Raw genomic sequence first — 22,708 nt, forward strand, 5'->3', positions numbered from 1 at the left:
CACAGACTCCCCCTACTCGTGTTCTTTTAATCGGCTCACCAATCTCCGCATTTCCTCGGATGTATCCTGTTGATCATCGAGCAATTCTTCCAGACGCTCAATGATGTCCATCCTGCTTTGGAATTTCGAAAATAGATTCAGCTTTTCCTCATAATCTTCGAGCATCGATTCCGTCCGACGTACATTATCATAGACGGCTTGCCGGGAAACACCGTATTCCTCGGCGATCTCGCCAAGAGATAAATCGTCCAAATAATATAATTGCATATACAACCTTTGCTTATCGGTCAACAGCGATTGGTAAAAATCAAAGAGGAAATTGACGCGAGTCGTTTTTTCCAACATAGTTGCCTACCTCCTCGCCTAGCCTTCCTCTGTATATTAGTATTGAACTGCATATCTGTCAAGTAAAATTACTTGTCTTACAGAGCTCAATGCTCCTCTTCCCGTTCCAAACCTTCCGCAAAAAGTCCATAGACATACTTCTCCGGATCGAACGGCTGAAGATCATCTATGCCTTCTCCAAGTCCGACGAACTTAACAGGAATATTCAACTTGCTCCGGATAGCCAAGACGATACCGCCCTTCGCAGTCCCATCAAGCTTCGTCAGGACAATTCCTGTCACATCTGTCGCTTCCTTGAAAGTCTGCGCTTGAATCAAAGCGTTTTGGCCCGTCGTCGCGTCTAGCGCGAGAAGCACTTCATGCGGCGCCCCTTCAATCTCCCTGCCAATGACACGATGCACTTTTTCAAGCTCATTCATCAGATTTACTTTATTTTGCAACCGGCCGGCTGTATCGCAAATCAACACATCCACGTTACGGTTTTTTGCCGAACGAATTGCGTCATACATAACAGCCGCCGGATCAGAACCTTCGGATTGCCTGATCACTTCCACGCCGACACGCTCTCCCCAGACGACTAGTTGGTCGATCGCGCCAGCACGGAACGTATCTCCCGCTGCAAGCATGACCGACTTCCCTTCCGCTTTGAACCGGGCAGCCATTTTGCCGATGGTCGTCGTTTTTCCTACTCCATTGACACCGACCATTAAAATGACGTTTAACCTTCCGTCCTGCAAGTTAAGCTCATTCGTTTCTTCGTCGCCGGCATTATAGATTTCCACCAGCTTTTCCGAGATGATCGACTGGATGCCCGCTGTATCTTTGATGTTCTTCCGTTTGACTTCAAACTTCAGCTCATCGATCAATTCCATAACCGTTTCCACGCCGACATCCGCCTGCAAGAGGAGTTCTTCCAGCTCTTCGAAAAATTCCTCATCCACTTCCCGGAATCGGGCAACAAGGTCATTAACCTTCGAGGTGAATGAATTTCGAGTTTTCGATAATCCATCTTTGAATTTTTCTGTTACGGTTTCGTTCGTTCCCGTTATTTTTTCTTTTAATTTCTTAAAAAAAGACAATGCACTCTCTCCTCTTATCCATTCATTTTAGCTCATCGCCTCAACCGGCACTTCTGAAAGCTTCACCGATATCAGCTTGGAGACGCCTGATTCCTGCATCGTAATGCCATATAGGACGTCCGCACCTTCCATCGTCCCTTTCCGGTGTGTGATGACGATGAACTGCGTATTGTCGGAAAACTTCTTCAAATATTTACTGTACCTTATTACATTCGCTTCGTCGAGAGCGGCTTCCACTTCATCCAGAATGACAAAAGGAACCGGTCTGACCTCGATAATGGAAAATAGCAGTGCAATTGCAGTGAGTGCCCGTTCTCCGCCAGACAGCAGGCTTAAACTCTGCAATTTCTTCCCTGGCGGCCGGGCTACTATTTCAATGCCCGTTTCCAACAAATTCTCCGGTTCAGTCAGAATCAAATCCGCATCCCCACCGCCAAACATTTCTTTGAAAACAATATGAAAACGGCTTTTCACAGCATGGAAAGTAGTCGAGAACCGGCTTTCCATTTCACGATCCATTTCAGACATTGCCTCAGTCAGCGTCTTCTTCGCTTCCAGCAAATCGTTCCGCTGCTCCGTCAGAAACTGATGCCGTTCTGACACTTCCTTGAATTCCTGTATAGAGCTTGGATTGACAGGCCCAAGCTCTTCTAATTCTTCTTTCAGCCCGTTGACTTGCAGACGGATTTGCTGTGCATCAAAATCTTCCAATACGGATTCCATATCAGGGAACAAGCCATACTCATCCAGCAATCTGCTTGTGACCGATTCATATTTGACTTCCAGCCTGGAAAGCACGACATTTAGATCATTCAACAGTTTGACGAGTCGATCTGTTTCTGCACGCAGTTTCTTGAGCGATTCCTCTTTTTCCTGCAGTGTTTCTGCGAGAAGAACCCTAACTGCCCGCTCCTCATCCACTTTAGATTCGATCGATTTTTTCGCGGAGGCCGATTCTTCTATCTTCTTTTCTATTTCTTCCGGCGTATAGTCGTTCCCTTTTCCTTTGCCGGAAAGGAATTGGCGCTCTTCTGTTAAGCGATCGACTTTGCGTTGAATGTCGAGTAAAAGTCTTTCCATATCGGAAACGGAAGTCTGATGGAAAGTGACCTGTTCTCTAAGGACGGCTGCCCGTTCTCTTAATTCGGAATTACGGGCTAGTAATGCTGCCTCTTCCGTCCTGCGATCAGAAGCCAGCCGTTCCAATTGTGATATTTCAGCCTGCAATGTTTCCAGATCGTTTTTTACTGTTTGGTGCTTTTGAAGTAAATGCTGACGTTTAGCCGCCAGCTCTGAGCCTGCCGTTTCCGCCCCTTTCATGCCGATTTCCGATGTGGCGATTTCCGACTCCACCGTACGGATCTCCATCATCGTTTCGCGCATGCGGTTTTCGACTGTGGCCTTCTCTTGTCTTATCGTTTCAAGTTCCTTTTGCAAACTGTCCGCTTCGTGCATTTGCTGGGCGACTTTCATTTTCGAATCACTAATTTTTTCCGTTCCAATATCGATAGATTTGGACATTTTATCGAGATGGCTCTGCAGGGATTCCAGCTCCGCTTTCCTTGAAAAGACGGAGGATTGTCCTTTCACCCCGCCTCCGGTCAATGATCCGCCCGCATTCACGACGTCGCCGTCCAGTGAAACGATTCGGTATTTATAGCCGATCGTTTTGGCAATTGCCGAAGCTCCGGCCAATGTTTTCGCGACTATCGTGTTTCCAAGAAGATTGGCGGCAATGACGCGGTAGACATCCGCAGTGGAAACGAGCGAGTCTGCCGTTCCTACATACTCCGGATGCTGCTTTGCGACCTGTAAGGACGCCTCCGGAAGAACTCTCGGCTTCATGACGTCTCTCGGCAAAAAGGTCGCTCTGCCCGCATTTCTTGATTTCAGATAGGCAATTGCCTTGCGGGCATCCTGTTCGGTTTCCGTAATAATATGCTGCATTGCACCTCCAAGAGCGATTTCAATCGCTTTGGCATATGGAGGCGAGACCGAAATTAGTTCAGCGACCGCTCCGTCAATCCCAGTCAACTTGTCCGCTTTCCTGGCAACTAAAATTTCTTTAACACCTGAATAGAAGCCTGAAAACTCCGATTCCAAACTTCGCAAGGCACGCAATCTGCCCTGCATTTCATGTTGTTTATTCAAAGCGGTTTGCATTAATTGCTGTTGTTCTGCCAAATCTTTTTCGGTAGAACGCAATGAATCCATCGCCGTCTTGTACTGATTTTCGCTATCCTTCAGACGAGCCGTCAATGATTCAAACTTCGACTGGCGGATTTCCCGCTCCTCCTCCAACTGTTGGCGGCGTTCTAGCAATAGTGCGGTTTGCTGCACAATTCGATCGGTTGACAGCTTTTCTCCCTGCAGTCGTTCTTCAATATGCTTTACATCATTCCGGATAGTCGCTTCTTCATTCAACCGTTCGATATAAGTCGATTTTAGTTCCTCAATTTCCTTTTCCGTCTCGCTGACAGAACGCTTCAGAACTTGAGAAATCTCATCCATTTCTTTTTTAACTGATTGGCTCTCGGTAAGGATTTTCTGTAATTTTTCTTTCGTTTGTTCAAGTTTATTGACAGTTTCCTCATTTTCAACTTGCGCAACGGATAATTCATTCGTAATACGTTCCAAATGCTGCTCAGCATTCCGTTGCTGTTCGAGTGATAGAAGGCGGCGTCCTTCCCATTTTTCGGCTGCCGCACTCAAATCGATTAATTGCTTTTGGAGTGCATCGAGCAGTTGATCCTTTTCAGCAAGGGAAGCTTTTGTTTCCTCTGCCTCTCCCTCCAGCTTTTTTAGAGCGCTGTCCACCTCGGTCTTTTGAGCTTGAAGTTTATCCAGCTCTTCCATTTCACCGATGATGTCATGTTTCAACTGAAAAGCATCGAAATTTAATAACTGCACATCTGCTGCACGCATCTGCTCAGACAGGGCAAGATGTTTCTCAGCTGCTTCCGCATTCTTTTGCAACGGCCCGATTCTCGTATCGAGCTCTTTAAGAATATCCAGCACCCGATCTAAATTATCTTCCGTCTCAAACAGCTTGTGCTCCGCTTTCCGTTTGCGTGTCTTGTATTTTAATACACCCGCCGCCTCATCAAAGATACTCCGGCGATCTTCTGGTTTGCTATTGAGGATTTCATCGACTCGGCCTTGGGAGATGATGGAGAACGCTTCCTTGCCGAGACCTGAATCCATAAAAATATCGTTAATATCCTTCAGACGGCATTGTTGACCATTCAACAAATATACGCTTTCGCCTGAACGGAAAACCCTTCGACTTACACTGATCTCAGAGTAATCGAGAGGAAAACGACCTTGCGTATTATCAAGAATTAACGTAACCTCAGCAAAATTGAGTGGTTTACGTGAATCACTGCCGGCAAAAATAACATCTTCCATTTTTGAACCACGCAACGATTTCGCCGATTGCTCACCGAGCACCCAACGGATCGCATCCGTTACATTACTCTTCCCGCTTCCATTCGGTCCAACAACTGCTGTCACTCCCGGTACAAAGTCAATGCCGACCCGTTCCGCAAACGACTTGAATCCAATGATCTCTAATCTCTTCAGAAACACACTCAGTTCTCTCCTTCGTTGCCTTTCCCCTGCAATACTTGAATTGCCTGGCAGGCAGCCTGTTGCTCGGCCTCTTTCTTCGATTTTCCAATGCCTGTTCCAAGCTGTCGATCATCTAATCTGACAACGGTCACGAACTTTTTCGCATGCGCAGGACCCTTCTCCTCAATAATTTCGTAATGAAGCTGCCCATTATCATTTTGCTGGACAATTTCCTGCAAACGGCTCTTATAATCCATCACATGCGAAAAAGCACCGACGCCAACCTTTGGAAAAACGACTTTCTCCAAAAACTTCGTTACAACTTCCATTCCTTGATCCAAGAACAAAGCACCAATAAATGCTTCAAACACATCGGCCAGCAGAGCAGGACGCGTTCTTCCTCCTGTCTGTTCTTCACCCCGCCCTAATAAAATATAGTCACCAAATTTCAGTTCATTTGAAAAAGTGACGAGTGAGGGTTCACAAACGATAGCCGCTCGAAGTTTTGTCAATTGGCCCTCTGACATATTGGGTTCTGTAGAATATAAAAATCGGGAAACACCTAATTCCAATACGGCATCTCCTAAAAATTCCAGTCGTTCATTGTCGGTAAATCGTTTTCTTCGATGTTCATTAACATAGGACGAGTGCGTGAATGCGTTGTACAGCAGTGAGGCGTCCTTGAATTGAATTCCTAATGCTGATTGGAGTTCCTCAAATTTTTTCCGCTCTGCCACAGGCAAAGAGCCTCCAGTCGATTTGCTTTTTTGATTGCGATTTTGTGTCATATAACGATCTGCCTTTCTTTCATGGTGTTTTCATTTTACCTCGTTCACGCAGCACATGCAAAACCGAAAAGAGACACTTTCAATTCAATCCGGCAGCCGGTGAAATGAAAGGGTCTCAATCGGAGAAAAGTATTTTCTTATTTTGTTTTTTCTTCGATATAACTAACTGCATCGCCGACAGTGCCGATTTTTTCAGCATCGTCGTCAGAAATTTCCATATCGAATTCATCTTCTAATTCCATAACTAGCTCAACGACATCCAAAGAGTCTGCGCCAAGATCATCACGGAAAGAAGCTTCAGGTTTCACTTCGCTTTCATCGACACCAAGACGGTCGACAACCACTTTCGTTACGCGCTCAAGTACAGTAGACAAATTAGTCACCTCCTTTCAAAGATAGTGCCCGTCCAAAATACCCCGGAGTTGAAATTGCCTAAGGATTTAAACAGGAAATCCAATCATTCATTGATAAATTACATGACCATGCCGCCGTCTACATGAATTGTTTGTCCCGTAATGTACGCCGCTTCATCCGAAAGAAGAAATGCGACTACATTCGCGACATCTTGCGGATCGCCTAATTTACCAAGAGGGATCGTCGAAAGCATTTGTGTTTTCACGTCTTCAGGAAGAGCATCGGTCATGTCCGTTGTAATGAACCCCGGTGCAACAGCATTCACTGTAATATTGCGGGAGGCGAGCTCCTTTGCCGTTGTTTTCGTCAGTCCGATGACACCAGCTTTCGCTGCCACGTAGTTGGCTTGACCCGGATTACCTGAAACGCCAACGATGGAAGCGACATTGACAATTCTGCCGGCCCGCTGTTTCATCATTTGGCGGGTAACAGCCTTTGTACACAAGAAGACACCTTTGAGATTAATGGCCATGACATCATCCCATTCGTCTTCCTTCATGCGCATCAATAAATTATCGCGTGTGATTCCCGCATTGTTTACTAGATAATCAATGGAACCAAATTGCTTCATTGTCTCGTCCATCATCGCTTTCACGCTTTCCGCATCCGCAACGTTTGCCTGGACGGAGATCGCCTGGCCGCCTGATGAAGTGATTTCTGCCACCACTTCTTCCGCTTTCCCTTGGCTGCCACTATAGTTGACGACTACGTTCGCTCCCTCTTTTGCAAGACGCAGAGCAATTTCTCTTCCGATTCCCCGGGATGCGCCCGTTACAATCGCAGTCTTCCCATCAAATTTCCCCATTACGACCATCCTTTCGAAGCTTCAATGACAGCTTGCAATGTATCGTTGTCATAAACCGGCATGACAGTAACACTTCTATCAATCTTCTTAACTAAACCGCTTAATACTTTTCCAGGGCCGCACTCAATGAAATGGGTCACGCCAAGGTCAATTAATTGTCGGACAGATTCTTCCCACCGAACAGGGGAATAGAGCTGTTCAACTAATAACTTCTTGATTTCCGCTGAATCTGTCACTGGTTCTGCTGAAACATTAGCCACAACAGGAATCGCTGCATCTTGCCAAGTTAACTGATCCAATGCCTCCTGAAGCTTTTGAGCTGCCGGTTGCATTAACGCTGAATGGAACGGCCCGCTGACATCCAGAGGGATTGCCCGCTTTGCCCCAGCTTCTTTCAGCTGCACACACGCCAGATCCACTCCTGCTTTCGTTCCCGAAATAACGATTTGGCCGGGACAGTTTAAATTAGCCGGCTGAACGACATGGCCTTCCTTTGTAATGGCGTCCGTCACCACTTTCACTGCATCCGCGTCCAAGCCGAGTATCGCTGCCATTGCCCCTTCTCCCGCAGGAACTGCCTCATTCATAAAGAGTCCCCGTTGGTGGACGATAGATACTCCGTCTTCATACGCAAGCACGCCTGATGCGACAAGAGCCGTATATTCACCAAGACTATGGCCGGCTGTATAATCCGGCACAATACCCGCATCATTGAGCTTGGAAGCAATCATGGCACCGACTGCAAGCAACGCAGGCTGCGCATGATATGTCAACGTCAACTTCTCTTGAGGCCCTTCCTCAATCAGTTCACTCAGGCTGAAAGGAAGTGCGCCATCCGCACGGCGGAGGAGGCTTGCGCTGTTTTCATCAGCCGCAGCCAGCTCTGTGCCCATCCCAACCGATTGAGATCCTTGTCCCGGAAAAATAAATGCTAGTTTCATGATTCTTTCTCCGCCTCTCTAACTGTATCCTGTATTGTTTTGCAAACATTATGCTGAACCATGGTCCTTGCTTGCCGAATCGCATTCAAAATGGCATTGCTATTGGACGAGCCATGGGCTTTAATAACCGGAGCTGCCAGCCCGAACAGGCCGGCGCCGCCATATTCTGTATAGTCCATTTTATGTTTTAATTCACGCAAGCCATCTTTGATGAGAACAGCGGAAAGCTTCGATTTGAATGAAGCTCCGTATACGCCCTTTAGCATGGAAAAGAATCCAGCTGCTGTTCCTTCAATTGTCTTTAAGACCATGTTTCCTGTAAAGCCGTCCGTCACTACGACGTCCGCCACGCCTTCCAACAAATCACGGGCTTCCACATTACCGACAAAATGGATGGGTGCTTCCGACAGCATATCAAAAGCCGCCTTCGTCAATTCATTCCCTTTGCCTGGTTCAGTCCCGATGTTCAGCAGCCCGACCCGCGGATTTGCGATGCCTCTCACCTTTTCCGCATAAATGCTTCCCATAACTGCATATTGGCCTAGATGAGCTGGCTTGGCATCCGAATTTGCACCGACATCCAACAGGACAAACCCTTTCCCATCAAGGGTTGGAAGTGTAGGAGATAAAGCAGGACGATCAATCCCGTCAATGCGGCCGACAATGAATAAGCCTGCCGCCATAAGGGCACCGGTATTACCAGCCGATACGCAGGCATCGGCTTCTCCATCTTTGACAGCCTGCGCCATTTTCACCATGGAAGCGTCCTTCTTCCTGCGAATCGCGCGGACGGGCTCGTCTTCTGCCTCAATTTTTTCACTGCATGGAATGACCTGCAGCCGGTCATGTGTTTCTAGGAACGGGGCCATGGCCTTCTCATCCCCATAAATATGTATATGTATATCGTCAAATGCACGAAGGCTTTGAAGCGCTCCGGCTATAATTTCCTTAGGTGCGTGGTCTCCGCCCATCCCATCCAAAGCGATGATCAATTTGATTCCCTCCTCGTATCTGTACCAGAACGATACATTTGAAACTCACCCGAAAACACCAGTTCATTTTCAACGGAGGAAGTAATTTCGACAACCGTCCGTCTTCCGGTTGAAAGATCATAGTTCACGATCGCCCTTGCAATCACACGGTCGCCGGCTCGAACAGGGCGATGAAAATGCAATTTCGAATCAACCGTCAACGCCAAATCATCATCCAACACCGCAACCGCCAATGAATTCGCCTGAGCGAATAAATGATGGCCGCGAGCAATGCCGCTGCGCTGAAAAACATGGTCCGAAGTAACGTCAAAAATGGATACCGCACGCCGGTCCAGTTCAATATCGACGATTTCACCGAAAACCTCATCAGACTGCATCGATTTCAGTTCTGCCTCCAACGAACGGGTAGCTACACTTTTCAGACGCTCTCGCAACTCAGGTATGCCGCATTCCAAGCGATCCAAGCGAATTGTCTGCACGCTGACTCGAAAATGTTTGGATAACTCCTCATCAGTCATAAACGGATTTTCATCCAGCAACGCCCCGAGACGATGTTGCCTTTCCTTTTTAGGAATCCTCAACCCATTCACCCTTCCGGATTAGCACTTGGTACTAATATCAGTATATAAAGAGTAAAATAAGATTGCAAGCATGAATCGGATTGGCGTGACCCATTTTCATATGCCATAACAGCCTTTTATGTGGTTTCATGATTCGCCGCAGGAAGAGGGTTGTATATTCCTAGCACTACCGATAGGAAAGCAGACTTACTACGTTAAAAGCAAGATGGGGGTATTGATTGACAGGTCAAATCACATAAAAAAAGTGACGGGCGAACTAGTTGTTTTCCCGTCACTTTCCTACAAGACAATTGAATCAGCAAAGGCTTCGTTCAGTCGATCCGCTCACCGCTTAATGCGCCGGACGCCTGCAAATAATCCCGCAACAGCACGTATTCCGGCTCTTCCCAAAATGCAGGCATTTCGAGCAACCGCTCCGCATCATGTCTTGCTGTATCAAGCGCACGATAATCATGGACGAGATCGGCCATTTTGAATTCCGGCAAGCCGCTTTGCCTTCTGCCGAAGAATTCTCCGGCCCCCCGCAATTCCAAATCCTTTTCAGCAAGCACAAAGCCGTCGTTCGTCTCCGTCATAGACTGCATGCGTTCTTTACCTTCCTCGTTTTTCGGATCCGCCAGCAGCACACAAAACGATTGATCCGCCCCCCGGCCGACCCTTCCGCGCAATTGGTGTAACTGCGCCAAGCCGAACCGAGTCGCGTCATAAATGAGCATGAAGGTCGCGTTTGGCACATTGACCCCTACCTCAACGACGGTCGTGGAGACTAAACAATTAATCTTGCCCTCACTGAATTCCCGCATGATTTCATCTTTCTCATCTGCATGCAGCCTGCCATGCATCAAGCCGATTTTATACCTTCCAGCAAAATGGGCAGTGAGCTGCGCATGGACATCCACTGCGTTTTGAACGTCAAGTTTATCCGATTCTTCGATAAGAGGACAGATGACATATGCTTGACGGCCCGCTTGCAATTCCTTCTCCATTTTTCGCAAGACGGGCAGGATCGACGATTCCTTCAGCCAGAAGGTTTGCACTTTTTTCCGACCCGCAGGCATTTCATCCAGAATCGATACATCCATTTCGCCAAAGGCGGTAATTGCCAATGTTCTTGGTATAGGGGTTGCCGTCATAAATAAAACGTCAGGGCTAATCCCTTTGTCACGCAGCACCCTACGCTGCTCCACGCCAAAGCGATGCTGTTCATCCGTAATAACTAAGCCAAGTTTACGGAAGGTGACCTCCGGTTGAATCAAGGCATGTGTACCAATCAAAATGTCAATCTCCCCGGCCTCTAGCTGTTCTAAAATGATCCTTCTCACTTTTCCTTTTGTCGACCCTGATAAAAAGGCGATGTTCACGCCTAAGGGTTGAAACCAGGCGGAAAGTGATTCCGCATGCTGTTCAGCCAATATTTCCGTCGGAGCCATCAAGGCGCCTTGAAAACCGCCCGTAACTGCTGCGTAAAGGGCGATTGCCGCTACGACTGTCTTTCCAGATCCAACATCGCCTTGCAAGAGGCGATTCATGCGTGTAGGACTTTTTAACTCGGCACAGATTTCGTTAACCACTTTCTTTTGTGCATTTGTCAGTTCGAAAGGCAAAGCTGCAATGAAGGTTTTCAGTTTGTTGATATCATAGGGGATCACTGTACCAGGATCTCGATCTTTCCGGACTTTCTTCATCCCAACCATTTTTAGCTGGAATTTGAGCAATTCCTCATAAACAAAACGGCGTCTTGCGTGTTTGACATCCTGAAGACTGGTCGGAAAATGGATCAATTCCAATGCCTCTGTGAGAGATGGAAGTTTGTAAGCTGTTCGGATATCAGAAGGAATGGGATCTTGTAATTCATGGGCAGCTGTATCCAAAGCAATCCTCATGTACTTCCTAAAAGTTTTCTGATGCATCACACCTTTTAAACTGTAAACAGGTTCAAAGTCATTTTGAGCCGTTTTTGGTCCTTCCGAAAAGTTGCTCACATTAATAACTTGCCGTCCACGATCCCATTTTCCAGTGATGGTCACAATCATGCCGATCTCCAGCCGGTCCTTCAAATAGTGCTGATTGAAAAAAACCGCTTTGACCAGATGATTTCCGACGAGTACACGAACTTGCAACCGGGAACGGTTTTTTCCAACGAAAAGAACGGAAGGCTCGCTTTCGACCCTTCCTTCCACTGTTACTTTTTCATTGTGAGGCGTGGCAGCCAAATCTTTTATCCTAAAATCCTCATGACGATAAGGAAATGTAAGAATCAGCTCTTCGATCGTCTCGATGCCTAGTTTTTGAAACTGCTCCGCCGTCGCTTTACCGACACCCTTTAGCGCTGTGACAGGATCAAGACTTGACAGTGTCACGGGCAGACTGATCCTTTCCGAAGATTTCCGCTTCCAAAGCCTTTCCTGTCGGAGTCGCAGCAAGTCCGCCTTTTGCAGTTTCTCTAAGGGCAGAAGGCATCGTTTGTCCAATGCGGTACATAGCATCAATCACTTCATCTGTCGGAATCCGGCTGACCACTCCCGCAAGCGCCATATCAGCACCGACAAGCGCTTTAGCAGCACCCATCGCATTACGTTTGACACAAGGCACTTCAACGAGTCCGGCGACCGGATCGCAGACGAGCCCGAGCATATTTTTCATAACGATGGAAAAGGCTTCCGCACTCTGTTGCGGTGTGCCACCAGCCATTTCAACAATAGCAGCTGCCGCCATGGATGCCGCAGAACCTGTTTCTGCCTGGCAGCCGCCTGCCGCACCAGAGATCGATGCGTTATTCGCAACGACAAAACCGAACGCGCCAGACGTAAATAAATAGTTGATCATCTGCTCACGTGTCGGGTTCAATTTATTTTTAACAGCGAAAAGGGTTCCCGGTACAATTCCTGCCGCGCCAGCTGTCGGCGTCGCACAAATCATGCCCATAGCGGCATTTACTTCATTTGTAGCGACCGCCTTGCTCACTGCATCCAGAATCAAATCACCAGAAAGCGATTTGCCGCTTGCAATGTAGTTCTGCAAAAGCACTGCATCTCCACCTGTCAAGCCGGAAGTCGATTGTACGCCTTTCAGTCCTTGTTCCACCGCTTGTTCCATAACCGTCAAGTTCCGTTCCATCTGGGCAATGATCTCTTCACGCGAACGGCGGGTAATCAGCATTTCCTGCTCAATCATAATTTCAGAGATCGGTTTATTTTGAGTTTCCGCCAAAGAGACAAGCTCTTTCACGGAGCTGAATAAAATATCCATTTCGAGTCCTCCTTAGTTAGCCAATGTAGATACTTGTGTAACATTCGGCAAGGATTGCAATTGATTGATTAACGTTTCATCAAAGATTTGATCGACTTCGATAACCATCAAAGCCATTTTCCCTTTTTCTTTCCTTCCCACTTCCATATGGGCAATATTCATGCCTTGTTCTGCAATGGCATTGGAAACGCCGGCAATGACACCTGCACGATCATCATGAACTACGAGCAAAGCAGGATAATGTCCGGACAGCCGCAATGGGAATCCATTCAACTCTGTCACTTCCATCGTTCCACCGCCGATCGAGATGCCGACCAACTCCATTTCTCCCTTGCTGTCTCCAATAACAATACGTGCGGTATTCGGATGGTCCGCTTCTTCCTCTTCCGGAATGAATTCATAGGTCATGCCAGCTTCTGCAGCATCCTCGAAGGCGGTTTTGATACGCTCATCATCTGTATCATAATCCAATAGGCCGCCGATGATCGCCACATCCGTGCCGTGACCTTTGTATGTTTCAGCGAATGAACCATATAGATGGATTCTTGCCCACTTCGGCTGCCTTCCAAAAAGATCCCTCGCCACTCTGCCGATTCTGGCAGCACCTGCTGTATGTGATGATGAAGGCCCAATCATGACTGGACCGATAATCTCAAAAACCGATCTGTATTTCATGCCATTTCTCCCCCTTATGAAAGCCAAAACTCTACTCTTCATTTTACACGATATAATAGTTTCTGACAAAAAAGAATGAACGACCAACGTTTCACGCTTCTCATGGAGAGATAAAGGAAATGACCTTATACGGAATGTATGTTCTGTTTTATTATATCATACTACTTTTTCACTGATGAGATCCACAAAAAAACGGCATGCCGAATTTCTGGCATGCCGTATGAATTATTCAACTGAAAGTATATATGGATAAAGCGGTTGCTTTCCATTGTGGAGTTCCACTTCCACATGATCATGGGCTGACTCAATAAAGTCTGCCATTGCTGACGCCTCTGTTTCTGTAACGCCCTCACCATAAATGAGGGTAACAATTTCATCGTCTTCGTCAATCAAAGAATTGATCAATTCCTTCATTGCTTCTTCCAAAGCAGGTGTGGAAATGACAATCTTCCCTCCTGCAATCCCCATAAAGTCATCCTTGTGGATTTCTACTCCATCAATGGACGTATCGCGGATAGAATGCGTTACCTGCCCTGTCTTCACACCTGAAGCTGCTTGAATCATCGATTGTACGTTGTCATCAACAGTAGCCTCTGGGTTGAAAGCAAGAATCGCAGCAAGACCTTCCGGAACTGATTTCGTCGGCACAACGCCTGCTTCGATGCCTACAATTTCTGCTGCTTGATTGGCAGCCATCACGATGTTTTTATTGTTCGGCAAGATGATGACACGCTCCGCTTGCACATCCTGAACCGCTTTGACAATGTCCTCCGTCGATGGATTCATTGTCTGTCCGCCTTCGATCACAACGGAAGCTCCGATGCTACGAAGCAAGTCGGCAACGCCTTCTCCCATCGCCACAGTCACTACCGCATAAGGATGCCTTTCAGCACCTTTACCGGCAGACGGAGCTGATGAATTCGAGCTGCCTACAATATTCGCATGTTGCTGGCGCATATTTTCAATTTTAATATTGATCAACGAGCCATACTTTTGTCCATAATTGAGTGCTTCGCCCGGCTGCTCGGTATGAATATGCACCTTCGCAAGCTCATCGTCCGAAATAACAAGAAGAGAATCTCCAAATTGGCTGAGATCTTGACGGAACGCATTTTCCTCAAAAGGCGTTGCCGCTGTTTTCTCTTGCTCAAAACGAACCATGAATTCCGTGCAATAGCCGAACTCAATATCTTCTGTATTCATAAAATCTTGTACGTTGCGATGGTGCTCGGCATTCACCAGGTCATCCATTGAATCGATGACGGAACGCTCTGGCAGCGGCTCTCCTCGCAAGCACGCTAGGAACCCTTCGTATACAAAAACGAGACCTTGTCCACCACTATCGACGACGCCAACTTCTTTCAAAACGGGCAACAGATCAGGAGTGCGTTTCAAAGAAGCTTTCGCCTCTGTGACGACCGCTTCCATCACTTCGATTAGATCTTGGGTTTTCGCCGCTGTGGCCACCGCTTGTTTGGCAGCGTCCTTCGCGACCGTCAGAATGGTCCCTTCCACCGGCTTCATTACAGCCTTGTACGCTGTTTCCACGCCATATTGAAGGGCATCCGCAAATGATTGGCTTGTCAATGTCGCTTCATGCTCCACAGCTTTTCCAAAACCGCGGAACAGCTGTGACAGGATAACGCCGGAATTACCCCGCGCCCCCATCAGCAGCCCCTTGGATAGAGCCTGTGCAGTTTTACCCAAATGCTCCGATTGATTCGCTTCCGTCTCTTTCGCACCGGACGTCATGGATAAGTTCATATTCGTCCCTGTATCGCCATCCGGCACCGGAAACACATTTAACGAATCCACATAATCGGCATTTTCATGAAGGTGATGAGCACCCATCTTCACCATTTCCGCAAATTTCAAACCATCTACTGAGATCATCGAAATTAAATCCTCCTTCTAGTTCGTTACCCGAACCCCTTGAACAAATATATTGACTGATCCGACCGTCAGCGAGAATGTCTTCTTCAACGTATAGATCACTTTGGATTGCACTTGGTAAGCAACTTCCGAGATTTTCGTCCCATATCCGATAATGACATACATATCGATATGTGTCTCATCACCAATATTCCGAACGATGACGCCACGGGCATAATTCTCTTTGCGAAGAATATCAGTAAGCCCATCACGAATCTGGTGCCGGGAAGCCATGCCGACAATACCGTAGCATTCCACAGCCGCTTCTCCAACCACTTGGGCGATAACGTCATTCGTAATATCGATTCTACCGTACTCGTTCTTCAATTCGATTGACATAATTACGTCCCTCCTGCATCCTTTATAAACTTCCCTAATTGTACTATACACTAAATAAAAGCGGAAGTGCCCGTTTAGCGTCGTACAGACTGGAGACTTTCCGACAAGATAAAGGAAACACGGCGAAGTGAAACGAGTCGATGTTGACTTATCGAAGTCGGTACAGTCGAAGTCTGCTAGACGCTGGGCACTGGAGCTAGATACTAACTGTACAGAGTAATCTGCATCGAGTTAAGAAAAAAGCGGAAGTGCCCGTTTAGTCTCTAAAGCGGAGGCGCCTCGATCAGCCCCGACAAGCATAAGACGGATTGGCGGAATGTCCGATCTTTGGACATGCAGCCAAGCTGGCTTATGACCTCGAGGGGCTAGGCGCCGCAGCTGGATGTCTCTAAAGCGGAGGCGCCTCGATCAGCCCCGACAAGCATAAGACGGATTGGCGGAATGTCCGAACTTTGGACATGCAGCCAAGCTGGCTTATGACCTCGAGGGGCTAGGCGCCGCAGCTGGATGTCTCTAAAGCGGAGAGGGCCGCTTAGCCTCGACAGGCGCTGGCCGACTAAACTCGCCGCGTCCTGCGGCAACGTCGGCACTAGCACGTCGTGTGCGTCGGAGCGCTTGGATGAAAGGCGCTTTTTGCCTTACATCCAAGACCGAAGCGACCCGAGAGGCTGGCCCTCGCAGCTGGATGAGTCGTACAGACTGGAGACTTTCCCTTCAAGATAAAGGAAACACGGTACGCAAAGCGGACCGATGTTGACTTATCGAAGAAGGAACAGTCGAAGTCTGCTAGACGCTGGGCACTGGAGCTGGATACTAACTGTATAGAAGAATCTGCGTCGAGTTAAAAAAGCGGAAGTGCCCGTTTAGTCTCTAAAGCGGAGGCGCCTTGATCAGCCCCGACAAGCATAAGCCGGATTGGCGGAATGTCCGATCTTTGGACATGCAGCCAAGCTGGCTTATGACCTTGAGGGGCTAGGCGCCGCAGCTGAATGTCTCTAAAGCGGAGAGGGCCGCTTAGCCTCGACAGGCGCTGGCCGACTAAACTCGCCGCGTCCTGCGGCAACGTCGGCACTAGCACGTCGTGTGCGTCGGAGGGCTTGGATGAAAGGCGCTTTTTGCCTTACATCCAAGACCGAAGCGACCCGAGAGGCTGTCCCTCGCAGCTGGATGAGTCGTACAGACTGGAGACTTTCCGACAAGATAAAGGAAACACGGCGAAGTGAAACGAGTCGATGTTGACTTATCGAAGTCGGAACAGTCGAAGTCTGCTAGACGCTGGGCACTGGAGCTGGATACTAACTGTTTTTCGGTCAGATATAACTGCTGCTCAGCTGGAGATATTGGCGTTTAGCCGGAGTTATTGGCGTTCAACTTGATTTATTGGCGTTCAGGCGGAGTTACCGGCAATTTCGCGTTAACCGATATTTCTGTGTAGCATTGTCATACTTTTCAGCAACATATAGATCTTCTTTACAAAAAGAAGTGTAAAGTATTACTCCTTGAAAGAGACTCCAAAAAAGGTTGCAAGCCTATAGGTCCTATGATAAAGTATTATGGTATGCGAATGATAAAGTGAATCGCTTAATCAACAATAGCGAGGAGGAAATAAAATGGCTAAACAATGCGTAGTTACTGGTCGTAAAGCACGTTCAGGTAATTCCCGTTCACACGCGATGAATGCAAACAGACGTACATGGGGTGCAAACCTTCAAAAAGTCCGTATTCTTGTAAATGGTAAACCAAAACGTGTTTGGGTTTCTGCTAGAGCCCTTAAATCAGGTAAAGTTCAACGCGTTTGAGGATTGTCTCAACGCACTTTTCCTTCAAAACAAAAAAGTAAAACGCCAAGCCGATGGAAATCAGCCTGGCGTTTTTTCTTTTTTCTTCTTCTTTGTCCGATTGTTAGAAGACGCTGTCGCTTGCTTCTCTTCTTTGTTCATGACGACCATGCATTTTCTAACAAAACTACTGAGAAACTTCGGCATTGTGAACGTATAGACTCTCAATTCCCCGGCTCCTTTCAGGAATCTGAACTCCTTACCATTAAACATATGCCCTTTCGGAACGAGATAGTACAAACTTCTGAAATTGCTTCGTTGCTTGTGAATCGAGTCATGCCTGTTTCAAGTAGCGCATTGGCGACTTCATATTTAAAGCCAGTCAATGTCATACCTTCCACCGTTGCCCCGCCAAAAGAAAAGAATGATACATACTCCAGTTCATCTTCTTTGTTCATCCGATGAACTCCTGGAAATAAAATAGCCAGTTCATTGGATTTACTGCGGATGGTAAATCTTTTTTTCGGATGCATCAACTGCATGCGATACAGCAGATGGAGGGCCGATTCGAAGTGGTCCAATCTCCCTCCAGTCACACCTGTTATCAAAATATGTTGCGGGTCGAGAGTTAATGCACGCTGTATGGCCAATTCCGTATCCGTTTCATCTTTTTCCGATTCTACTTTCGTCACGACAGGTACAAAATGAGAAATTCTTTCGTATTCCACATTCGTGACTGAATCAAAATCCCCTATTGCCTCAATCGGAAGGATTCCCACGTTTAACAGATAAAGAGTTCCCCGATCGGCACCAATGAATACAGTATCTTCTTTTGATAATACAGTTAAATCACATAAATCCTCTTCCGGGCCGCCTGAGCAGACGACGACCTGGCTCATTCGTTCAAAGCTCTTTCGCCGGCTGACTTGATGCGTTGCAATGCCTCCGCCCGGTCTGCCTCATTATAGATCGCCGATCCCGCCACAAAAATGGTAGCACCCGCTTTCACACAAGGAACAATCGTTTCTTCGTTGATTCCTCCATCAATTTCTATCTCGATGGATAAGTTGCGCTCACGAATGATCGTTGATAGCTGTTCCACTTTCGGCAGAACCGAATGAATGAATTTCTGTCCGCCAAACCCAGGATTCACTGTCATGAATAAAACCATGTCGATGTCCTCCAGCACATGCTGGATCGTTTCTAAAGGCGTATGCGGGTTCAAGACGACCCCTGGCTTCACGCCATAGGATTTGATTAATTGCAGCGTACGGTGCAGATGGCGGCACGCCTCTACGTGGACTGTTATATAATCAGCACCCGCTTTTGCGAATTGTTCAATGTAGTTGTCCGGATTCTCAATCATCAGATGGACATCCAATGGCAGGGTTGTGACAGGCCGCAGTGCCTCCACTACGATTGGACCCATTGTAATATTCGGAACGAAATGGCCATCCATGACGTCTACATGGATGAGTTCCGCGCCTGCCTTTTCAACTTCTTTCACTTCTTCCCCAAGCTTTGAAAAGTCAGCAGATAAGATGGACGGAGCAATTTTAACCATGATTACATATACCTCGGCTTTCGGTCTGTGATTTCTTGTAGAAATTGCAAATAGTTGTCGTACCGCTGTTGAAGTACCTCCCCTTCCTCAACAGCTCGTTTTACTGCACATCCTGGCTCTTTCAGATGGAGACATCCACGGAATTTGCATTCGGAGGATAGTTGATCCATTTCAATAAAATAATGGCGCAGCTCTTCCCGTTCGATATGTTCAAAATCCAACGAGCTGAAACCAGGCGTGTCCGCGACAAGGCCACCCGCCACTTTTATCAATTCCACGTGGCGTGTCGTATGCCGCCCCCTGCCTAGCGCTTCGGATATTTCACCTGTCTTTAGCTGCAGTTCAGGCAGAAGTGTGTTTAATAAAGTAGACTTGCCAACGCCGGACTGGCCGGCGAGAACGGTCGTCTTTTCAGAAAGATAAGGTTGGAGCGATGCCAAAAGAGACGAATCATCCCTATGGGTTTCCAGCACATCGTAACCGATCTTCTTATAATAAGATACAGCTGAATCAGCAAAAGCAAGTTGCTTTTCCCCAGCAATATCTCTTTTTGTCAAGCAAATAATCGGCTCAATACCAAGCGATTCCACGATGACAAGAAATCGGTCCAACAAGTGGAGACTCAAATCAGGTTCTATGATCGAGAACACAAGCAAAGATTGATCGACATTTGCAATGGGCGGGCGCACGAGCTCATTTTTTCTATCATGGACTTCTGTAATCGTCGCATCATTATCGCCCTCTTGATGGAAAGTAACCAGATCGCCTACAAGCGGACTGATCCCACGATTCCTGAATACTCCCCTGCCTTTGCATTGAATCACTCTTCCTTCATGCTCAACATAATAAAAACCACTGATCGCTTTAATAATTAATCCTTCCGGCATCCAATCCCTCTTTCTGAATCATTCTTTATCTTCGTAATTGATTGTAACATTTTCTATGATTTGATTGTCGCGTACAACACGATAGCCGCCCGTTTGGCCCTCATCCAGATTGATTGTAAACTGTTTTTTCGTGTCCTCATAAATCTCGAACTCATCATAGACATCGTCCATGGAGTGAGTTCTGTCTTTAAGATAGATCTGAACTACTTGAGGTTTAGGTGCAACCTCTTCCTCTTCTCCATCCTCATCAGAATTACTGTTGTATTGTGGTTCATATGGGATGGTTACTGAACGGGGGAATGATTTCATCGGCAATTTTTCTTTACCTTTTGAAACGACTACCTTCACCGCTTCCCCTTTTCTCAATTGTGCGCCAGAACTAGGGGTTTGCCTGATAACCTGCTTTTCAGGCACAGTATCGTTAAACTCCTCACTAACAACCCTAATTTCTAGCCCACTCTCTTTGCGATACGCATCGAGTTCACCCTCCGTATAGCCTTCCAAGTTTCGAACGGTGACCAATTCAGGACCTTTACTGACCGTGAATACGAGATCCGTTTCTTCAGGGACGACCTCTTCATCTCCAGCCGGTGACTGACCGATAATAGTCCCTTCCGGCTCATCCGAATATTCCGCTTCCGACTTGATCGTTCTAAATCGTTCGGAAAGGAGATTACTCACATTTTCATAGCTTTGCCCTCTGTAATCTGCCATGACCATCGTTTCCTTGCCCTGACTGACATAGATCACAATGGCAGTGCCGACGTCCCGCTTCTTGCCACCTTCCGGGATCGTGCGGATTACTTTTCCTGCTTCCACTTCATTCGAAACTTCTTCGATCTTTTCATCTACCTTAAACCCTTCCGACTCCAAGATCTCTATTGCCGCACGCTCTTCTTCACCGGTTACATCTGGCACAATAGCTTTCTTGGGGCCAAGCCATCCAGGAAGGAACAGCAGGAGCATGATAACGAGAAGAATTCCGCCGAGAATACCAGCGATAATCGGCCCTTTCTTTTTCTTCTTTTTCTGCTTCTCTTGCGGTGCAGGCGCAGAAGGCGTTACAGGTTCTAATTTTCTCGTCTCTTCCGCGTGATCGAACTTCTGCGCTTCGTTAACAATCGGGATGGCACGGGTTTTATCATTGTCCACCGGTTCCATGAATTTCGCTTCATTTGCCCTCTCTGAGGATAAGACAGTCAATAGATCCTCGTACATTTCATCGGCCGAGCGGTACCTGTTAAATGGATCCTTCGCCGTTGACTTCAAAATGACATTCTCAACGCTTTGTGGAATCGATGGGAATTGCGCACGCACTGAAGGCGTCTCTTCCTGCAAATGCTTCAAAGCAATCGCAACTGCTGTTTCCGCCGAGAATGGCAGCTCCCCGGTCAATAATTCATAGAACACGATGCCGAGCGAATAAATATCGGATTTCTTTGTCGCCATGCCGCCTCTTGCCTGTTCTGGGGACAAATAATGGACCGTTCCGAGAACCGAATTCGTCTTCGTATGTGCTGTTGAATTCAAAGCCATCGCAATGCCAAAATCGGTGATTTTCACATCTCCGTTTTGATCCATTAAAATGTTCTGCGGTTTAATATCCCGGTGGATAATCCCGTTATGATGGGCGTTTGCTATCGCGGAAACAAGCTGTTTCATAATGTGGACAGCTTGTTCAGGGCGAAGCGGACCATTCGTTTGGATGAACTTTTTTAATGTCCGGCCGTCGATATACTCCATGACGAGATAGTGCAGCTCATCTTCTTCGCCAACATCGAAAATATTAACAATATGCGGATGGGTCAGGCTTGTTGCGGATAAAGCCTCCCGCTGGAATCTTCTTTTTAAATCTTCTTCGTTTGCAAAATCATAATCAAGCACTTTGATCGCTACATCACGATCCAAAATGATATCATGGGCCAAATAAACTTTCGACATGCCGCCTTCGCCGATGCCTCTTATGATTTCATAACGTCCACCAATTCGTTTGCCAATCACTGTTAACTCACCTCCGAGCGGAACGGGCCGACTAATATGACCGAAATATTGTCTTCTCCGCCCATATCATTCGCCAAGTCAATTAGCTGCTCCGTTTTTTGCGAAAGCGGCAATTCTGACATGACAACTTCTTTCATTTTTTCATTCTCGATTTTATTGCTTAATCCATCTGTACATATAAGCAGATAGGCACCATCCTCAAAGTGGATGGAGTAAAAATCGAGCTCGATTGTTTTCTCCGTTCCGATTGCACGCATGATCCAATTTCGTTGCGGATGGCTGGCGGCCTCTTCTTCCGTAATTTCACCGCTGTCCAATAAGGCATTGACGAACGAATGATCTCTCGTAATCTGTTTCAATTCGTTCTTGTCCACTCTGTACACTCTGCTGTCGCCTGTATGGGATATGATGCAAGACGATTCGAAAATTATTACCGCATCGAGCGTCGTTCCCATTCCTTTGTATTGCTCATCCGCTTCAGCCATCTTAAAGATCTCCAGGTTGGTTTGCGTGATGACATCCTCCAGCCATGAAATCCATGATTTTTCATCCATGGCTTTTGGATTCTCAATTGACTTGAATTGCTCACCGATCGATTGCACAGCTGTTGTGCTGGCCAGTTCACCACCGCGATGGCCTCCCATTCCATCAGCAATAATGGCTAGCACAGGCCCCCCTGGTAGTTCATATACCGCCGCACTGTCTTCATTAACGGACCTTCGTTTCCCGATATCTGTCCTGAATTCATACTGCACCAATTGTACCCCC

24 protein-coding genes are annotated in these 22,708 nt (G+C 47.1%); 2 read left to right on the forward strand and 22 right to left on the reverse strand.

The window, feature by feature from the left end; all coding sequences use genetic code 11:
* Positions 1 to 12 precede the first annotated feature (12 nt).
* The 16 genes from L7D49_RS19600 to L7D49_RS19675 all read right to left on the reverse strand — a co-directional run bounded on the left by L7D49_RS19600 (position 13) and on the right by L7D49_RS19675 (position 16,788).
* Positions 13 to 345: a putative DNA-binding protein gene (locus L7D49_RS19600; protein ID WP_238084123.1), complete on the reverse strand. Its 333-nt coding sequence runs from the start codon at positions 343 to 345 to the stop codon at positions 13 to 15.
* 86 nt (positions 346 to 431) lie between these two features.
* Positions 432 to 1,424, reverse strand: coding sequence for a signal recognition particle-docking protein FtsY (ftsY, locus tag L7D49_RS19605; protein ID WP_238084125.1), 993 nt, complete (start codon positions 1,422 to 1,424; stop codon positions 432 to 434).
* 27 nt (positions 1,425 to 1,451) lie between these two features.
* Entirely contained in the window at positions 1,452 to 5,012 is a 3,561-nt protein-coding gene (gene smc, locus L7D49_RS19610) for a chromosome segregation protein SMC (RefSeq protein WP_238084127.1), read from the reverse strand.
* 2 nt (positions 5,013 to 5,014) lie between these two features.
* Positions 5,015 to 5,782 (reverse strand): ribonuclease III, encoded by a 768-nt coding sequence (rnc, locus tag L7D49_RS19615; RefSeq protein ID WP_238084128.1) that lies wholly within the window; start codon positions 5,780 to 5,782, stop codon positions 5,015 to 5,017.
* 137 nt (positions 5,783 to 5,919) lie between these two features.
* Positions 5,920 to 6,156 (reverse strand): acyl carrier protein, encoded by a 237-nt coding sequence (locus L7D49_RS19620; protein ID WP_238084130.1) that lies wholly within the window; start codon positions 6,154 to 6,156, stop codon positions 5,920 to 5,922.
* 98 nt (positions 6,157 to 6,254) lie between these two features.
* Complete coding sequence (fabG, locus tag L7D49_RS19625) at positions 6,255 to 7,001, reverse strand: 3-oxoacyl-[acyl-carrier-protein] reductase (RefSeq protein WP_238084132.1); 747 nt, start codon at positions 6,999 to 7,001, stop codon at positions 6,255 to 6,257.
* Positions 7,001 to 7,945: an ACP S-malonyltransferase gene (fabD, locus tag L7D49_RS19630; protein ID WP_238084361.1), complete on the reverse strand. Its 945-nt coding sequence runs from the start codon at positions 7,943 to 7,945 to the stop codon at positions 7,001 to 7,003. The genes fabG and fabD overlap by 1 nt, the downstream gene beginning before the upstream one ends.
* Positions 7,939 to 8,934 (reverse strand): phosphate acyltransferase PlsX, encoded by a 996-nt coding sequence (gene plsX / locus L7D49_RS19635; RefSeq protein ID WP_238084135.1) that lies wholly within the window; start codon positions 8,932 to 8,934, stop codon positions 7,939 to 7,941. The genes fabD and plsX overlap by 7 nt, the downstream gene beginning before the upstream one ends.
* Positions 8,931 to 9,515: a transcription factor FapR gene (gene fapR, locus L7D49_RS19640; RefSeq protein ID WP_238084137.1), complete on the reverse strand. Its 585-nt coding sequence runs from the start codon at positions 9,513 to 9,515 to the stop codon at positions 8,931 to 8,933. The genes plsX and fapR overlap by 4 nt, the downstream gene beginning before the upstream one ends.
* Positions 9,516 to 9,826: 311 nt before the next feature.
* Positions 9,827 to 11,875 (reverse strand): ATP-dependent DNA helicase RecG, encoded by a 2,049-nt coding sequence (gene recG / locus L7D49_RS19645; protein ID WP_418895909.1) that lies wholly within the window; start codon positions 11,873 to 11,875, stop codon positions 9,827 to 9,829.
* Positions 11,856 to 12,764, reverse strand: a complete 909-nt coding sequence (sdaAA, locus tag L7D49_RS19650; protein WP_238084139.1) for an L-serine ammonia-lyase, iron-sulfur-dependent, subunit alpha — start codon at positions 12,762 to 12,764, stop codon at positions 11,856 to 11,858. The genes recG and sdaAA overlap by 20 nt, the downstream gene beginning before the upstream one ends.
* A gap of 12 nt (positions 12,765 to 12,776) precedes the next feature.
* Positions 12,777 to 13,439 (reverse strand): L-serine ammonia-lyase, iron-sulfur-dependent subunit beta, encoded by a 663-nt coding sequence (sdaAB, locus tag L7D49_RS19655; RefSeq protein WP_238084141.1) that lies wholly within the window; start codon positions 13,437 to 13,439, stop codon positions 12,777 to 12,779.
* A 225-nt stretch (positions 13,440 to 13,664) separates the two neighbouring features.
* Positions 13,665 to 15,332, reverse strand: coding sequence for a DAK2 domain-containing protein (locus L7D49_RS19660; protein ID WP_238084143.1), 1,668 nt, complete (start codon positions 15,330 to 15,332; stop codon positions 13,665 to 13,667).
* Positions 15,333 to 15,350: 18 nt separating this feature from the next.
* Entirely contained in the window at positions 15,351 to 15,710 is a 360-nt protein-coding gene (locus tag L7D49_RS19665) for an Asp23/Gls24 family envelope stress response protein (RefSeq protein WP_238084145.1), read from the reverse strand.
* 365 nt (positions 15,711 to 16,075) lie between these two features.
* A complete protein-coding gene (locus L7D49_RS19670) occupies positions 16,076 to 16,306 on the reverse strand; it encodes a hypothetical protein (RefSeq protein WP_238084147.1) in 231 nt (76 codons plus the stop codon).
* A gap of 245 nt (positions 16,307 to 16,551) precedes the next feature.
* On the reverse strand, positions 16,552 to 16,788 hold the full coding sequence (locus tag L7D49_RS19675; protein ID WP_238084149.1) for a hypothetical protein: 237 nt from the start codon (positions 16,786 to 16,788) through the stop codon (positions 16,552 to 16,554).
* 141 nt (positions 16,789 to 16,929) lie between these two features.
* Between L7D49_RS19675 and L7D49_RS20260 the strand changes: the two genes are divergently transcribed.
* Both L7D49_RS20260 and rpmB read left to right on the forward strand, forming a co-directional pair.
* A complete protein-coding gene (locus L7D49_RS20260; protein ID WP_269136070.1) occupies positions 16,930 to 17,061 on the forward strand; it encodes a hypothetical protein in 132 nt (43 codons plus the stop codon).
* Positions 17,062 to 17,320: 259 nt separating this feature from the next.
* The gene (gene rpmB / locus L7D49_RS19680) at positions 17,321 to 17,509 is read left to right on the forward strand and encodes a 50S ribosomal protein L28 (RefSeq protein ID WP_184206806.1); all 189 of its coding nucleotides are present in this window, start codon (positions 17,321 to 17,323) and stop codon (positions 17,507 to 17,509) included.
* A gap of 60 nt (positions 17,510 to 17,569) precedes the next feature.
* On the opposite strand, the gene spoVM is transcribed toward rpmB, so the two are convergent.
* From spoVM to L7D49_RS19710, 6 genes are read right to left on the reverse strand one after another with little or no spacing between them, the layout of a single operon-like run.
* Positions 17,570 to 17,716, reverse strand: a complete 147-nt coding sequence (gene spoVM / locus L7D49_RS19685; protein ID WP_207962124.1) for a stage V sporulation protein SpoVM — start codon at positions 17,714 to 17,716, stop codon at positions 17,570 to 17,572.
* A gap of 14 nt (positions 17,717 to 17,730) precedes the next feature.
* Complete coding sequence (locus L7D49_RS19690; RefSeq protein WP_238084151.1) at positions 17,731 to 18,387, reverse strand: thiamine diphosphokinase; 657 nt, start codon at positions 18,385 to 18,387, stop codon at positions 17,731 to 17,733.
* On the reverse strand, positions 18,384 to 19,052 hold the full coding sequence (gene rpe, locus L7D49_RS19695; protein ID WP_238084153.1) for a ribulose-phosphate 3-epimerase: 669 nt from the start codon (positions 19,050 to 19,052) through the stop codon (positions 18,384 to 18,386). The genes L7D49_RS19690 and rpe overlap by 4 nt, the downstream gene beginning before the upstream one ends.
* Positions 19,053 to 19,054: 2 nt before the next feature.
* Positions 19,055 to 19,939, reverse strand: a complete 885-nt coding sequence (gene rsgA / locus L7D49_RS19700) for a ribosome small subunit-dependent GTPase A (RefSeq protein WP_238084154.1) — start codon at positions 19,937 to 19,939, stop codon at positions 19,055 to 19,057.
* An 18-nt stretch (positions 19,940 to 19,957) separates the two neighbouring features.
* Entirely contained in the window at positions 19,958 to 21,940 is a 1,983-nt protein-coding gene (gene pknB / locus L7D49_RS19705; RefSeq protein WP_336246410.1) for a Stk1 family PASTA domain-containing Ser/Thr kinase, read from the reverse strand.
* Positions 21,941 to 21,942: 2 nt separating this feature from the next.
* The gene (locus L7D49_RS19710) at positions 21,943 to 22,695 is read right to left on the reverse strand and encodes a Stp1/IreP family PP2C-type Ser/Thr phosphatase (protein ID WP_238084366.1); all 753 of its coding nucleotides are present in this window, start codon (positions 22,693 to 22,695) and stop codon (positions 21,943 to 21,945) included.
* Between the last annotated feature and the right edge of the window lie 13 nt (positions 22,696 to 22,708).

This window comes from Sporosarcina cyprini, assembly GCF_022048975.1.
In the GTDB taxonomy this organism is placed as follows: Bacteria; Bacillota; Bacilli; order Bacillales_A; family Planococcaceae; genus Sporosarcina; species Sporosarcina cyprini.

What these genes read in the sequence shown, in the direction of transcription:
- L7D49_RS19600 (WP_238084123.1), bottom strand. Translation starts at nt 345, where the DNA reads ATGTTGGAAAAAACGACTCGCGTCAATTTCCTCTTTGATTTTTACCAA.
- rnc (WP_238084128.1), bottom strand. Translation starts at nt 5,782, where the DNA reads ATGACACAAAATCGCAATCAAAAAAGCAAATCGACTGGAGGCTCTTTG.
- fabG (WP_238084132.1), bottom strand. Translation starts at nt 7,001, where the DNA reads ATGGGGAAATTTGATGGGAAGACTGCGATTGTAACGGGCGCATCCCGG.
- sdaAA (WP_238084139.1), bottom strand. Translation starts at nt 12,764, where the DNA reads ATGGATATTTTATTCAGCTCCGTGAAAGAGCTTGTCTCTTTGGCGGAA.
- sdaAB (WP_238084141.1), bottom strand. Translation starts at nt 13,439, where the DNA reads ATGAAATACAGATCGGTTTTTGAGATTATCGGTCCAGTCATGATTGGG.
- L7D49_RS19660 (WP_238084143.1), bottom strand. Translation starts at nt 15,332, where the DNA reads ATGATCTCAGTAGATGGTTTGAAATTTGCGGAAATGGTGAAGATGGGT.
- L7D49_RS19665 (WP_238084145.1), bottom strand. Translation starts at nt 15,710, where the DNA reads ATGTCAATCGAATTGAAGAACGAGTACGGTAGAATCGATATTACGAAT.
- rpmB (WP_184206806.1), top strand. Translation starts at nt 17,321, where the DNA reads ATGGCTAAACAATGCGTAGTTACTGGTCGTAAAGCACGTTCAGGTAAT.
- L7D49_RS19690 (WP_238084151.1), bottom strand. Translation starts at nt 18,387, where the DNA reads ATGAGCCAGGTCGTCGTCTGCTCAGGCGGCCCGGAAGAGGATTTATGT.
- rpe (WP_238084153.1), bottom strand. Translation starts at nt 19,052, where the DNA reads ATGGTTAAAATTGCTCCGTCCATCTTATCTGCTGACTTTTCAAAGCTT.
- rsgA (WP_238084154.1), bottom strand. Translation starts at nt 19,939, where the DNA reads ATGCCGGAAGGATTAATTATTAAAGCGATCAGTGGTTTTTATTATGTT.